Origin of the sequence: Rhodococcus sp. AW25M09 (assembly GCF_000333955.1) — a bacterium.
Lineage (GTDB): Bacteria > Actinomycetota > Actinomycetes > Mycobacteriales > Mycobacteriaceae > Rhodococcoides.
The window spans coordinates 70,860-85,113 of the sequence record NZ_CAPS01000069.1 but is presented as its reverse complement, the minus strand read 5'-3'; the positions used below and the strand labels follow the sequence as shown (position 1 = coordinate 85,113).

The 14,254-nt window shown below is 64.6% G+C and carries 10 protein-coding genes; 1 reads left to right on the top strand and 9 read right to left on the bottom strand.

Features of this window, described 5'->3' with window-relative positions:
- The first annotated feature begins 286 nt into the window (after positions 1 to 286).
- Complete coding sequence (locus RHODMAR_RS13545; protein WP_042939135.1) at positions 287 to 1,426, top strand: NADH:flavin oxidoreductase/NADH oxidase; 1,140 nt, start codon at positions 287 to 289, stop codon at positions 1,424 to 1,426.
- Positions 1,427 to 1,439: 13 nt separating this feature from the next.
- Here RHODMAR_RS13545 and RHODMAR_RS13540 read toward each other — a convergent pair whose 3' ends face one another.
- The 9 genes from RHODMAR_RS13540 to RHODMAR_RS13500 all read right to left on the bottom strand — a co-directional run bounded on the left by RHODMAR_RS13540 (position 1,440) and on the right by RHODMAR_RS13500 (position 14,175).
- Positions 1,440 to 2,396, bottom strand: a complete 957-nt coding sequence (locus tag RHODMAR_RS13540; protein WP_008715411.1) for a D-2-hydroxyacid dehydrogenase — start codon at positions 2,394 to 2,396, stop codon at positions 1,440 to 1,442.
- Complete coding sequence (locus RHODMAR_RS13535) at positions 2,396 to 3,817, bottom strand: MFS transporter (RefSeq protein WP_008715409.1); 1,422 nt, start codon at positions 3,815 to 3,817, stop codon at positions 2,396 to 2,398. Before RHODMAR_RS13535 ends, RHODMAR_RS13540 begins: the two co-directional genes overlap by 1 nt.
- A gap of 111 nt (positions 3,818 to 3,928) precedes the next feature.
- Positions 3,929 to 5,134, bottom strand: a complete 1,206-nt coding sequence (locus RHODMAR_RS13530; protein WP_008715407.1) for a M20 family metallopeptidase — start codon at positions 5,132 to 5,134, stop codon at positions 3,929 to 3,931.
- The gene (locus tag RHODMAR_RS13525; RefSeq protein ID WP_008715406.1) at positions 5,131 to 6,396 is read right to left on the bottom strand and encodes an aminotransferase-like domain-containing protein; all 1,266 of its coding nucleotides are present in this window, start codon (positions 6,394 to 6,396) and stop codon (positions 5,131 to 5,133) included. The genes RHODMAR_RS13530 and RHODMAR_RS13525 overlap by 4 nt, the downstream gene beginning before the upstream one ends.
- Before the next feature lie 3 nt (positions 6,397 to 6,399).
- Positions 6,400 to 7,578 carry a M24 family metallopeptidase gene (locus tag RHODMAR_RS13520; protein ID WP_042939132.1) on the bottom strand — a complete coding sequence of 393 codons (1,179 nt, stop codon included), beginning with the start codon at positions 7,576 to 7,578 and terminating at the stop codon, positions 6,400 to 6,402.
- 221 nt (positions 7,579 to 7,799) lie between these two features.
- Positions 7,800 to 8,513, bottom strand: coding sequence for a GntR family transcriptional regulator (locus tag RHODMAR_RS13515; protein WP_008715404.1), 714 nt, complete (start codon positions 8,511 to 8,513; stop codon positions 7,800 to 7,802).
- Positions 8,514 to 8,528: 15 nt separating this feature from the next.
- Entirely contained in the window at positions 8,529 to 10,004 is a 1,476-nt protein-coding gene (locus tag RHODMAR_RS13510; RefSeq protein ID WP_008715402.1) for an NAD-dependent succinate-semialdehyde dehydrogenase, read from the bottom strand.
- On the bottom strand, positions 10,001 to 12,913 hold the full coding sequence (locus RHODMAR_RS13505) for an FAD-binding and (Fe-S)-binding domain-containing protein (protein ID WP_008715399.1): 2,913 nt from the start codon (positions 12,911 to 12,913) through the stop codon (positions 10,001 to 10,003). Before RHODMAR_RS13505 ends, RHODMAR_RS13510 begins: the two co-directional genes overlap by 4 nt.
- Positions 12,910 to 14,175 carry an aspartate aminotransferase family protein gene (locus RHODMAR_RS13500; protein ID WP_008715396.1) on the bottom strand — a complete coding sequence of 422 codons (1,266 nt, stop codon included), beginning with the start codon at positions 14,173 to 14,175 and terminating at the stop codon, positions 12,910 to 12,912. Before RHODMAR_RS13500 ends, RHODMAR_RS13505 begins: the two co-directional genes overlap by 4 nt.
- Positions 14,176 to 14,254 lie beyond the last annotated feature (79 nt).

Sequence of the window (14,254 nt, the reverse complement as noted above, 5' to 3'; positions counted from 1 at the left end):
CGGCAGCAGCAACCACCGCATCGGCGGCCGCGTGTAGTGCAGCGTCCTTCTCCGCGGTCGTCAGCAGCGCCAACGAACGCGAGGCAATCCGGGCACGACGGGCCGCAGCGTGCACGTTCTCGCGCTCGTCGACAGTCGTGGGCACCGATTCGGCCGAGACGGAAGCAGTCATGAACTACACACTAATAGGGGCCGGGAATGAAGCTGCATCGCCGCGTCGTTGCAGCACAGCGTGGAGATCACCGACGTCACCGACGTCGACACCGACAAACCGGAGGAACCACCCGTGAGCGCCTTGTTCGAGCCTCTGACCCTGCGCAACGTGACCTTTCCGAACCGGGTGTGGATGGCTCCGATGTGCCAGTACTCGGCCGACGACTCCGGTGAGCACGTCGGAGTCGCAGCCGACTGGCACCGCACCCATCTGGTGAGCCGGGCGGTCGGCGGAGCCGGCCTGATCATCACCGAAGCCACCGCAGTCAGCCCCGAGGGCCGTATCAGCCCGTCGGACCTGGGGATCTGGAACGACGCCCAGGCCGACGCGCTGGCGAAAATCGTTGCCGAGATCAGCGCCCTCGGTACCGTCCCGGGCATTCAGTTGGCGCATGCGGGCCGCAAGGCGTCGACGGCGGCCCCGTGGTTGGGCGGCAAATCCCTCCCCTCGGACGATCCGAGGAGCTGGGAGACCGTCGGGCCTTCCGCGGTCGCGTTCGGTGACTACGCGACACCGCGGGAGGCAACGGCCGCCGACATCACGAAGATCGTCGACGACTTCCGTACCGCCGCGCAGCGCGCTCTGAAGGCCGGATTCCAGGTCGCCGAGATCCACGGCGCGCACGGATACCTACTGCACCAGTTCCTCTCGCCCGCCAGTAACACCCGCACCGACGTGTACGGCGGAGATTTCGCAGGCCGCACGCGACTGCTGATAGAGGTGGTCGACGCGGTGCGTGAGGTGTGGCCGGCGGAGCTTCCGGTATTCGTCCGACTGTCGGCAACGGACTGGCTGGACGAGCCCGACAGTTCCGATCCGACAGCAGATCGGGCAGAGCGCACAGCCGAATTGGAGGCTGCGAGCTGGACCTCGGGTCAGACTGTCGCGTTGTCGCAGATTCTCACCGAGCACGGGGTGGACTTGGTAGATACCTCCACCGGAGGCAACGTGCGCGCCTCGATTCCGGTCGGTCCCAGCTACCAGGTTCCCTTCGCACGGCGCATCCAGAACGAGACCACGATGCCTGCCGCCGCGGTCGGCATGATCACCGAACCCAAGCAGGCCGAGGACATCGTCTCGCTCGGTGAAGCGACGGCTGTCCTGCTGGCCCGCGAGCTGCTACGCGACCCGTACTGGCCGCGCCGCGCAGCCCGCGAACTCGGCGTGGAGATGATCCCGGCGGTGGCTCCGCAATACGAGCGGGCCTACTGACAGGCAGAACGGGTCAGGGCACGAAGCCGAGTTTCTTGTCCACGACGTTGAGCAGGGGTTCGCCGCGAAAATACCGATGTGCGTTGTCGGCGAACACTTCTGCGAGCCGCCGCTTCCACCCGGCGGCATCGCCGCTCATGTGCGGAGTGACGACCACGTTCTCGGCCGTCCACAACGGATGGTCGGCCGAGAGCGGCTCGGTCTCGAACACGTCGAGCGCGGCACCGGCAATGTGTCCGCTACCGAGATGCGTCAGCAGCGCGTCGGCATCGAGCAGCTCCCCGCGGCCCACGTTGACCAGGCGCGATCCGGGCTTCATCGCCGCCAACACCGAATCGTCGACCAGCCCCCGCGTCTTGTCTGTCAGTGGGGCGACCAGCACCAAGTAATCTGCTCCCGAAGCGACGTCCGCCAGATGGTCGCTGGCATGCACGGTTCCGAAGTCGGTATCGCCCTCACGCGCCGTTCGACCCACTCCCGACACCGACATTCCCACTGCGGTCAGTAGGTTCGCGATGGCACGACCTATTGCTCCGGTACCGACGATCATCGCGTGAGCACCGTCGATGCGCTCGGTCTCACGATGCTGCCAGATCTTCGAGTGCTGCAGTGCGCGCGAGCGTTCGGAGTCCTTGGCGAACGCGAGGATCTGCGCAAGCACGAATTCCGCGATCGGTCGATCGAACACTCCCCGCGAATTGGTGACGACCACGTCGGATTCGACCAACTCGTCGAACATCAACGAGTCGACTCCGGCGGCCGCGATGTGGATCCATTTCAGCGACCCGCAGCGAGGCCACGCAGATTCGACTGCGGGAGAGAAGAAGTCCCACAGCAGCAGCGCATCTGCACCATCGACTGCATCACCGAGGGTGTCCGCCGTGGCGTACCGGACGTCGGCGACCTCCTCGATCGCATCGAGGCCGTCCGGAAGGTCGTCGGCGTAGAGGACGACGAGAACCGGTGCCACTATTTCTTCTTGTATCCGACGAGTTCGACGCCGGACGCAGCCACCTCGTCGTCGTTGTCACCGGGGCACTGAGTTCCGCGTAGCGAACGCCCTGCAGTCTCGGGCATCAACAGGATCGGCACGAACGCGACGGCCGCCGCAATCATCATGTACCAGCCCGGGATCAGGTTCGAGCCCGTCCGGTCGATCAGGAACGTCAGGATCAGCGGAGCAGTACCGCCGAACAAAGACGTGGAGACGTTGTAGCCGATGGCGAACGAGCCGTAGCGCACCTGCGTCGGGAAGAGCGCAGGCAGGGTCGAGGACACACATGAGGTCATGATGACCAGCAGCAGCCCGAGACCGAGCAGGCCGATGGTCTGGCCGATCAATCCGGCGTTGATGATCAGCAGGAACAGCGGGACGCTGAACACGAAATATCCGACGCATGCTGTCAGCAGCAACGGCTTGCGCCCGACCCGGTCGGAGAGCGCTCCGATGGGGTTGATGATCGCCATCATGATCAGCATGATCACCACGAGGGTGAAGTTGGACTGAGTGGTGCTGTGCCCCAGGGTGTCGCTGAGGTACGAGGGCAGGAAGGTAAGCACGGTGTAGTACGCGATGTTCAGTAGCAGCACGAAGCCCATCAGAATCAGGATCCGCTGCCAGTAGGTCATGGTGGTCTTGAGCGAGGCGATGGCTCCGCCTTCACCGTCGTCGACCGTGTCGCCTTCTTCCTTGGCCTCGGCGAACACCGGAGAATCCTCCAGCCGGGTCCGCAGCCAGAGCGCGACCATACCCAGCGGCAGCGTCACCAGGAACGGAATACGCCAGCCCCAGGCCTCCATGGTGTCGTCGCCGAGGCCGAGGTTGAGCAGGGTGCACAGAGTGGCACCGCCCACGGTGCCGGCGAGGGTGCCGAATTCGAGGAACGATCCGAAGAATCCTCGGCGCTTGTCCGGGGCATATTCGGCCATGAACACCGCCGCGCCGCCGTACTCACCTCCGGTGGAGAAGCCCTGCACCAACCGGCAGGCGAGCAGCAACAATGGTGCGCCGATACCGATGGTGTCGAACGTCGGCAGCACGCCGATCAGTGCCGTGGCGATCGACATCATGGTGACGGTCAGTACGAGCACTTTCTGACGCCCGATGCGGTCACCCAGCGGGCCGAGGACGATACCGCCGATGGGGCGAATGATGAACGACGCGGCCAGGACGGCGAAAGTGGAGAGCAGGCTTGCTCCACCGTCATCGGACGGAAAGAAGTTGGCCGCGATGTAGACGGCGAGGTAGCCGTAGACCGCGTAGTCGAACCACTCGACAGCGTTGCCGAGTGCGGAGCCACCGATGGCTCGGTGCAAAATCTTGGTCTCGTCCGGGCTCAGGGTGGCGGTGCTCGGCGGATATCCCGTCGGAGATGATGATGTTTCGGTCACGGTCCAATACCTCTCGCTTTTCGACAACATGGAGCGTCGGTTTGGTACTTCGCAGCGTTCGACATTACGACTGCGCGGGGTATCGATTTCCGCCTACCCCCGCGTGGGGAGTCAAGGAGCTGGTGGAGCACCGATTCTCATGGCGATCGACGCGTACGCCCGTGCGCTGTCGATCAATTGCTGCACCGCGACGGATTCGTCCGGGCGATGCGCCTGGCCTTCGATATCTCCTGGACCAAGCACGATAGTTGGGGTACCCATCTGTTGTGCCACAAAACCACCATCGCACGATGCGGTCCAGATGTCAGTGGAACGGCCGAGTATCTCGGACCCGGTGTCACGGACCGATTGCACTGCGGTGCTGACCAATCCGTCCTGCACGCTGGTCAGGAAGCCCGGCATTTCCATCGAAATTCCGATCTCGACGTCGATACCGGAGCCGTTGACGCCGGCGGATTCGATACGTGATCGCAGATCCTGAACTACTTCGGCCGCACTTTCGCCGGGCAGCAGACGTCTGTCGACTGTGACAACGCACCGATCGGCGACCATCGAGGTGCCGGTGCCCCCGGTTATCGTCCCCACATTCCAGGTGGCGGGACCCAAATCGGGGTCGGGGTGCGCGTCCAACTCGGACTGAGAATCCTCGATGAGTGCGATGATCCGCGCTGCGGCAGAGATAGCGTTGACTCCGTTGCGTGGCTGCCCCGCATGCGCGGACCGGCCTCGAACGTCGATCTCGAGGTTCGCAGCTCCTCGGCAACCGAAAATGGTCACCAGATTCGTCGGTTCGGCCACCACACAGTGGCTGTAGCTCCGAGGTGCGGGTTCGGCGACGAAGGCACGAATGCCCAGACCGGTGTCCTCTTCGTCGACCAAGCACGCCAACGTCATCGGATGCTCGTCCGCGAGACCTGCCCGCAACACCGCTGTCATTGCCGCGACAACCGCAGCGAGGCCGCCCTTCATGTCGCAGGCCCCGCGACCGACGATTCTGCCGTCGCGGACCAGGGCGGAGAAGGGATCGGCGGTCCAACCGGATCCCGCCGGCACCACGTCGGAGTGGCCGACGAACAGAATTCCGGGCCGCTCGTCCGATCCGATGGACACGATCACGTTGGGCCGACCCGGAGCCACCTCGACGATCCGAACATCGAAACCCGCCGCGCGACAGTGATCGGCAAGTACCTGCGCGGTCTTCTCCTCGGTGTCCCCCGGGTTCTCACCGCCTGCGTCGATCAATGCCGCAGTCAGAGAGACGATGTCCTGCCCGTCGATCGAGTCGAGCAGGGCCTGTTCGTCATTCGAAACCGTCATCGAGTGGGGTCGGAGGCGAGCAGGTGCTTGGACTTCTCCACTGCCACAGCGAGTCTTCTGATTCCCTCTTCGATACGCTCGGGCGTCGACGACGCGAAGCACAGCCGCAACGAATCGTGGAATTTACCGCCTACCGACAGCGCCGGTCCCGGTATGTAGGCCACTCCTTCGGCCAGGGCCGTCTCGAACAGGTCCTGGGTCGAGAAGTCGACATCGTTGCCACGCAACGTCGCCCAGAGGAAGAATCCGCCCTCCGGATCGGTCGTCGACATCGAAGCCCCGAAGTGCTTGTCGATGCTGTTCTGCATCGCGATCTTGCGCGGCAGGTACACCGACGCCAGCGACCGAAGGTGCTCGTCGAGCAATCCGCGCCGAATGTACTCGGCCACCATCCGCTGCGCAGGCAGGTTGGTGCACGTGTCCATTGCCTGCTTGGCGTTGATGATCAGTTGCCGCGCTTCGGGTGCGGCATCGACCCAGCCCACCCGCAGCCCAGGCGCGATCATCTTCGAGAAGGTGCGTACGGAGAAGATCAGCGGGTCGTTCGGACTGAGGGCGTTGAAACTGGGAATGGATTCCCCCGAGAACCGGAGCAGACCGTACGGGTCGTCGTCCAGAATGACCGAGCCCCAGCGATGCGCCAGTTCGATCAACAGCTGACGGCGCTCGAGCGACATGGTCACCCCGGACGGATTCTGAAAGTTGGGGATCACGTAGATCATTTTCGGTAGCCGGCCCGCGCGCTCGACGAGCTCGGGCAATGCCTCGACGATCAGTCCGTCACTGTCCATCGGGGCCTCGAGGATGTCTCCCCCGTAGCTGAGCACAGTGGCGGTTCCGTTGGTGTACGTGGGACTCTCGACGATCACCAAGTCGCCCGGATCGACGAACAGCTTGCACGCGATGTCGAGGCCCTGCATTCCGCCGGAGGTGATCACCACCCGATCTTCGGACGTGGGCTCTCCCACCGACTCCAGATACGCGAGCAACGCATCCATCAAGCCGGGATCACCTTCGGTGGCACCGTAATCGAATGCATCCGCAGTCAGGACGCTCCCGGCGATCTCGGTGAACGCCGCGGCCGGGACAGTCTCGGCGGCAGGAGATCCCATCGCGAAACGGACGATGTCGTGCTTCTGTGCAGCGAGGAGCGATGTCGACGAATCGATCACCGAACCCGTCAGCTTGTCGGTCCGAAGGGCCCAGGGGATATTGGTGGTAGGAGAGGAGCCTGCGGAACGACCTCGAGTAGATGCGATCATGTCTCACTCCTTCGTCAGTAGTTCTCGGGGGTACGCGGTGAAGGTTTCGACGCCGGTCTCGGTCACGCGGACGGCCTCGGACACCTCGTATCCGTAGTCGTCCATCCACATTCCGCCGATGACGTGGAACGTCATGTTCTCGGCGAGCACCGTCTCGTCGTCGGTCCGCAGGCTCACGGTGCGCTCGCCCCAGTCGGGGGCGTACGCGATGCCGATCGAGTAGCCGATGCGCGACGGTTTGTGCAGTCCGTGCTTGGCCAGGCTGGCGTTCCATACCTGCGCCAGATCGGTCGCGGTCACGCCGGCCCGCACGATCGCGAGCACCTCGTTCAAGGCTTCCCCAGTGGACTTCGCCAGGTAATCCAAACGCGGACTTGGCTTTCCGAGCACGATAGTACGTGCCATCGGTATGTGATAGCGCCGGAAGACACCCGCCAATTCGATGACGGTGGTCTCGCCGCGGATGAACGACTGATCCGACCACGTCAGATGCGGGGTGTCGGCTCCGGCCCCGGTGGGCAGCATCGGCACGATGGCAGGATGATCGCCGCCGAAGTGCGCGGTGCCGCGCACCTGCGCGTTCATGATCGCCGCAGCCGCGTCACACTGTCGCTCCCCGACCGAGATTGCCTGATAGGCAGCCGACATCGCCGATTCGCACACCTCGGCGGCACCGCGCATGAGCGCGATCTCCGCCGCAGATTTCACCACTCGCACCCAGTTGACGAGTTCGTAGGAGTCGGTGAAGCGATATTCGGGTAGAGACTTCACCAGTGCCTCGAACGCCTTGGGGCTGAAGTAGTACGAGTCCATCTCGAGACCCACCTGGCCGTGCTCGAAATTGTTCACCAGCCCCAGTTCGCGCAGCTTGGCGGCAACCCAGACGAACGGATGAGTGTCCTTGCGCTGCACGAACGTCTCCGGGTAGCCGAACGTCCGATCCTGGGGCAGCCACGACGTGCGGAACGCGCCGTTGGCATCCATCTCGCGAGCAAAGAAGTACATCTCGCCTTCGAGCGGCACGTAGAGCATCTGCGGGGTGTAGAACGACAGCGCGTTGTAGCCGAGCAGGTAGTAGAGGTTCGCGGGATCGGTGACGATGAGCGCCGTCAGGTTCTGCGACGCCATGCGCTCACGCACGGCAGCGAGTCGGGTGGCGTACTCCCCGTCGGTGAACGTGATCGGCGTGCTGTTCGGTACGTCGGGGTACCGAGCCAGGCCGGGAGCGGCCCGTCCTGCAGCGTCGTCCGGTCCAAGTGCAGTGACGTACGTGACGTCGGATGAATCGTTCACGGGCACCCCCTTCAGAGATGTCGATTTAGTAGATTGTTGACAATCAGGCTAAGCGCTACTGCAGGAGGTACGCAACACTTCGGATGTAAATGCTGTGTTGCCGGGGCGATCTATCCCGGAGTGGCCAGTGCCGAGTGCTCGGCCTGTTCCTCGACCATCGCTCGGGTCAGATCGTGGATGGCCGTATCCATGTGTTCGTGCACGCCCTTCTCCAGTGCGTCCCAGTCGGAACCGAGCAGAAGATCGACGATCAGCTGGTGCTCCTCCACCAATGCTTCGGGGCGGTAGTAGGCGGTTTCGAGGTTTCCCATACAGATACGCGCCTCCGCGGCGAGCGTGGCGTACATCCGCGACATCCGGCTGTTGCGAGTGGCCCCGACGAGAGCGGTGTGAAAAGCGAGGTCCCGTTCGGCCAGACCCCGCCAATCCGCCCGGTCGATGAACGGCTGCATCTGCGCCACGATGGCCGAGAGCTCGTCGGCCGTCTTCGTCAACCGGGCTCGGTCGCCGTGCACCAGGGTCCACGCCGCACCGACCTCGATCGCGGCGCGGGCCTCGTATATCTCGGCAACGTCCTCACTGCTGAGTTCGACGACGAAGACACCCCGGTTTCGGTAGCTGTCGAGTAGCCCCTCCTGATTGAGGCGCTGCAGAGCTTCACGCACCGGCCCGCGCGAGATCTCCAGTTCTGCAGCGACGTTGGCCTCGTTGATCTGCTCCCCCGGGGCGTAGGACCCGTCGATGATGCGGTCTCGAATCTGGTCGGCGATCACCATCGACGTATTGCGTGCGTCTATGGGTGTCAAACGTCTCGAATTGGGCATGATCGAAAGCCTTTCTCAGCCTCGGGGAATGGCGAAGTACTTGTATTCCAGGAACTCGTCGATTCCGACCTTTCCGCCCTCGCGGCCGAGCCCGGACTGCTTGACGCCGCCGAACGGTGCCGCCGGATTCGATACCAGTCCGGTGTTGAGGCCGACCATGCCCACCTCCAGCCGCTCCCCCATCCGCAGGGCCCGGTCGATATCCTGGGTGAAGACGTATCCGACGAGGCCCCATTCGGTGTCGTTGGCAAGAGCGACCACCTCGTCCTCGGTGTCGAACGGAACGATCGCCGCCACCGGGCCGAAAATTTCCTGCGACATCAGATCGGACGCCGGGTCCACATCCGAGAGGACAGTCGGTGGATAGAAGTAGCCGGGTCCGTCCGGTGCCTCTCCCCCGACGATCGCCCGCGCACCGCGCCCGCGTGCATCGTCGACCAGCCTCTGCACCTTCGAGCGGCCCGCGTCGTCGATCAGCGGACCCACCTCGGTGCCGTGCGCGCTACCGGGACCCACGGTCAAGGCTCCCATTCGATCGGCCAGCTTCTCCGCGAACTGCGCTACGACACTGCGGTGCACGAAGAATCGATTGGCTGCGGTGCAGGCCTCACCCATGTTGCGCATCTTGGCGACCATGGCCCCATCCACCGCGCGGCCGAGATCTGCATCGTCCATGACGACGAAGGGTGCGTTGCCGCCGAGTTCCATCGAGGTGCGCATCACCGTCGAAGCAGCCTGCTCGAGCAGGATCTTTCCGACCGCCGTGGATCCGGTGAAGCTGATCTTGCGGGCCGCACCGCTGCTCATCCACGAGCCCACGACTCCCGACGCGTCGGTAGTGGTCACCACGTTCACCACACCCGCCGGCACACCGGCCTCCTGAAGAATCCCGGCCAGGGCAAGTGCGGTCAGCGGCGTCTGCTCGGCCGGCTTGAACACGACGGTGCATCCTGCGGCCAGTGCCGGACCGATCTTGCGAGTTCCCATGGCCAGAGGAAAGTTCCACGGAGTGACGAGGATGCACGGTCCGACCGGTGCTCGGGTGACCACGATGCGGTTCTTGCCGTCTCCGGTGAGGGTGTGATCACCCGAGATGCGCACCGCCTCCTCGGAGAACCAGCGGAAGAACTCCGCGCCGTAGGCCACCTCGCCTCGGGCGTCGGCCAGCGGCTTGCCCATCTCCGCGGTGATGATCTCGGCAAGTTCCTCCGACCTCGACATGATCAATTCGTATGCCTTGCGGAGGATTTCGCTGCGCGCACGGGGTGCGGTCGCGGCCCACTCGGCGGCAGCGTCGACCGCGGCTGCCATGGCGTTCTCGGCCTCGGCGACGCCGCCGTCGGCAACCCTGGCGATCACCTCGCCGCTGGCAGGGTCGATCACCTCGAACCGGGCGTCCGACGCCGCAGCGGTCCAGGCACCTCCGATGAACAAGTCCGTGGGGGCTGTGATGGTGGGACGAGTGAGGCTGGTGGTCGAGCTGGCAGTCATTGCCGCGATCCTTTCGTCGAACGTGGGTCGAGTATCTGCGCCAAGTGCACCGACGCGTCGCTCGTGAGGTCACCGGTGAGTTGGCGCACCTGCATGTGGCAGCTGAAGCCGTCGGTCAGAATCGGAGTGTCGGGCTCGGCGTCACGGATTGCCGGGGCCAGGGCTTGTTCGGCAACGTCCATGCTGAGCTCGTAATGACGCTTCTCGAAGCCGAAATTTCCTGCCACGCCGCAGCATCCGGTGGCCTCGCGTACTGCCTCGATACCGACGGAGGCCAATGCTGAGCGCTGCGTGGCGTTTCCGAATACCGCGTACTCGTGGCAGTGGGTCTGCACCGTCACCGACGCTGGAACCTCTCCCGACGGCACCCACCCCGCCGCGGCCTGATCGATGATCGCCCCCGCGAAGCTCTGTATCCGCGCCGCAACCCTCTTCGCGGCTGCCGTGGGAACCAGCTCCGGCATGTCCTTGCGGAATGCTGCGGCACAGCTCGGTTCGGTGACGACGATCGGCCGATCGGTACCGTCGTCCAGGGCGGCAACGGCTTTCGTGAGTTGCTTGCGTGCGGTCTTCAGCTGCCCCGTCGAAATCCAGGTCAGGCCGCAGCAGACGTCGGTCCGGCATTCGGTGCTGCGGCCCGAGTCTTCGAGGACGCGCTGCGCGGCGCCGGCGACCTCCGGACGAAATCCCTGTGTGAACGTATCGACGATCAGGACGACGTCGGACTCGCGCCCACCGCCGATGCGCACCGCGCTCGCCAGTTCCTTCGCCGACGCGAAACGAGGCAATGCCCGCTCGCTCGTCAACCCGCCGAGCCGAGCCGCGAGCCCCGCGATCCGTGGGCTGAGCAATCGATTGAGCAGCGGCGCTGTTCGCTGGGTCACCTTCAGCCATCGAGGCAACCACCCCAGCGAGTAGTGCGAAAGCGGCCGCAGCCGACCCGCGTAGTGATGATCGAGGAACTCCGATTTGTACGTCGCCATGTCCACCCCGACCGGGCAGTCCGACGAGCAGGCCTTGCACGACAGGCACAGGTCGAGTGACTCCGCCACGTCCTTCGATGCCCACCCGTCGGCGACGGTCGGCGAACTGCGCACCATCTCCTGCAGCACCCGGGCTCGGCCACGAGTCGAATCCTTTTCGTCGCCCGTAGCGCGGAAGCTGGGGCACATGACGCCTCCCGACGCCGTGCGGCACTTGCCGACACCGACGCACGATTGAGTCGCGTGTACGAACGGATCCAGGTCTGCTCGCGTTCCGATCTGGTGCAGATCGAAGGTCGTCTTCCATTCCCGCTGCGGAATGTCCTGCAGCATCAGGTTGTCCATCATCGGCTCGGGCTCGGTGATCGACCCCGGGTTGAGGATTCCTTGCGGGTCCCAAATTCGCTTGAACCGTGCGAAGGCGTCGAGCATGCGGGGCGAATACATCACCGGCAGCAATTCCGAGCGTGCCCGGCCGTCACCGTGCTCGCCCGACAGACTGCCGCCGTGCTTGACGACCACCCGCGCAGCGGCGCGCAGGAAGTCGTACATCACCCGCCGGCCGGCATCGGTGCGCTGATCGAATGTGATGCGCACGTGCATGCACCCAGCGCCGAAGTGTCCGTACATGACACCGGTCAGATCGTGCTCGGCGAGAAGGGAATTGAGATCGGCGAGGTAGGCCGACAGGTTCTCGGGTGCCACGGCGGCGTCCTCCCAGCCGCCCCAGGACTCGACCCCGCTGGCCAGGCGGGTCGCCAGTCCTGCACCGTCTTCGCGAACCCGCCACAGCGCTGTCCGATCGGCGGGGTCGGTGACGATCCGTCCTTCCTTGACCCGCCCGAGACCGTCGAGGGCCTCGAGCAGCCGTGCTGCCTTGTCCTGCACCTCGGCCATGTCGGCACCGTCGAGATCCACGTAGAGCCAAGCATTACCTGCCGGCAACTGACGAACGGATTCGGGACCACGTCGAAACTCCATCGTCTGCGCGATGTTGTCATCGATGCCTTCGACGGCGGCCGGGGAGAACTCCAGAATCGACATGACATCGGCTGCAGCGGCCACCACGTCGTCGTATCCGAGACAGAGCAGCAGAGCAGCGGGCGGTACCGGCACGACGCCGACGGTGACCGACACGATCACCGCACACGTGCCCTCGCTGCCGACGAGCGCACGAGCGACGTCGAACCCGTTCTCGGGTAGTAGATGCGAGAGATGAAATCCGGAGACCTGTCGCGGGATTCGGCCCAGCTCGACTCTGAACAGCGCCAGGTTGTCGGCCGCCAGCGAGCGTAGTTCTCCCGAAATGCGTTCGGCGGTAAGAACTGCCGCTGCATTCTCGGGGTGCACCGCCGACACACCGGTACGGGTCACCCGGAGCAGATGCCCCTCGGCCGTCACCACGTCCATGGCCACCGTGTGGTCCGATGTTCGTCCGTAGCGCACCGAGTGGTTTCCGCAGGCGTCGTTGCCCACTGCCCCGCCGACGGTGGCGCGGGTCTTGCTGGACGGGTCGGGGGCGAACGTGAACGCCCCCGACGTGCGTGCGACCAGTTCGCGCTGCAATTCCGAGATCACGATTCCCGGTTCCACGACGGCAGTCCGAGAGTCGGTGTCCACCGAGACGACCCGGTTCATGTGCCGGGAGAAGTCGAGCACGAAGCCGCGGCCGATCGCGTTGCCCGCCATCGACGTACCGCCGCCGCGTCCGATGACAGCGACTCCGGCACCGGTGCAGAGCGCCACCACGGTCGCCACGTCGTCGGCGCTGCGAGGGAAGACGACAGCAGCAGGCGGAATTCGGTAGTTCGAGGCGTCGTAGGAGTACTCGGCGAGACGCCGCGACGAGTCGTCGATGTCGATCCCCAGCTCCCGCACTCGCTGCACGAGTGCGGAAACCTCGGATCGAAGGTCGACAGACGTCACAGCACGTTCTTCAGCGTTCGCGACAGCGCATCGATGCCCTGACGCATTTCGTCGTCGCTCACCACCAGTGCAGGGATGATTCGGACGACGTTGCCCAGCGCGCCGCAGGTGAGCAACAACAGTCCTTCGTCGATAGCACCCTGCTGCACGCGCAGCGCTGCCGCGGCATCGGGATTACCTGCATGGTCGACGAATTCGAGCGCCTGCATCAAGCCCAGTCCGCGCGCATCGCCGATGGCCGCGTGCTCTGCCTTCAGTGCGAGCAGACCGTCGAGCAGAACCTCGCCCTGCTTGGCTGCGTTGGCAACCAGCCCCTCCTCGCGCACGACGTCGAGGGTAGCGACGCCGGCCGCAGCAGCGACGGCATTGCCGCCGTAGGTTCCACCCTGAGAACCCGGCCATGCCTTGCTCATCAGCTCCGTCGATGCCGCGATGGCCGAGATCGGGAATCCGCTGGCGAGCCCCTTCGCGGTGATGATGATGTCGGGCGTGATCGACGAGTGCTGGTACCCCCAGAACTTTCCGGTGCGCCCGACTCCCGCTTGCACCTCGTCGACGATCAGGACGATCCCGTGCTTGTCGGCGCGCTCGCGCAGTCCTTCGAGAAACTCCGGCGGTGTGGGCAGGTAGCCGCCGTCACCGAGAACCGGTTCGATGATGAACGCGGCGGTATCGGCGGGGCTGGACATCGTCATCAGCAGATAGTCGAGTTCTTTGAGCGCGAAGGCGATTGCGGTGTCCATGTCCCAGCCGTACCGAAAGGCGTACGGGAACGGAGCGATGTGAACCCCACCCATGATCGGCGAGAAACCGGAGCGAAATTTGGTGCCGGCGGTGGTCAACGATGCGGCCGCCACCGTGCGGCCATGGAAACCCCCGTGGAACGCGATGATATTGGGACGCCCGGTCGCCATGCGCGCCAGCCGAATCGACGCCTCGACGGCCTCGGAGCCGGAGTTGGCATAGAACACACTGTCGATCCCGGCAGGCAACACGTCGCCCAACTTGTCGGTCAACGCGAGCAGCGGTTGATGCATGACGGTCGTGTACTGCGCGTGGATGATCTTGCCTACCTGCTCGCGAGCAGCCTCGACTACGCGAGGATGGCAGTGCCCGGTGCTGGTGACGCCGATTCCGGTGGTGAAGTCGAGGTACTTGCGCCCGTCGGTACCGATGATCCAGCTGCCCTTTCCGTGATCGACGACGATCGGGGTCGCCTGCTTGAGTGCCGGGCTGAGGTGAGTGCGAGTCGACGCTGTCATGCGTGCCATCGTCACCCACCGAATTCGGATTGTCAACAATCTGCAATTGGCAATTCGGATCGAGTGGAACGACGAGGCA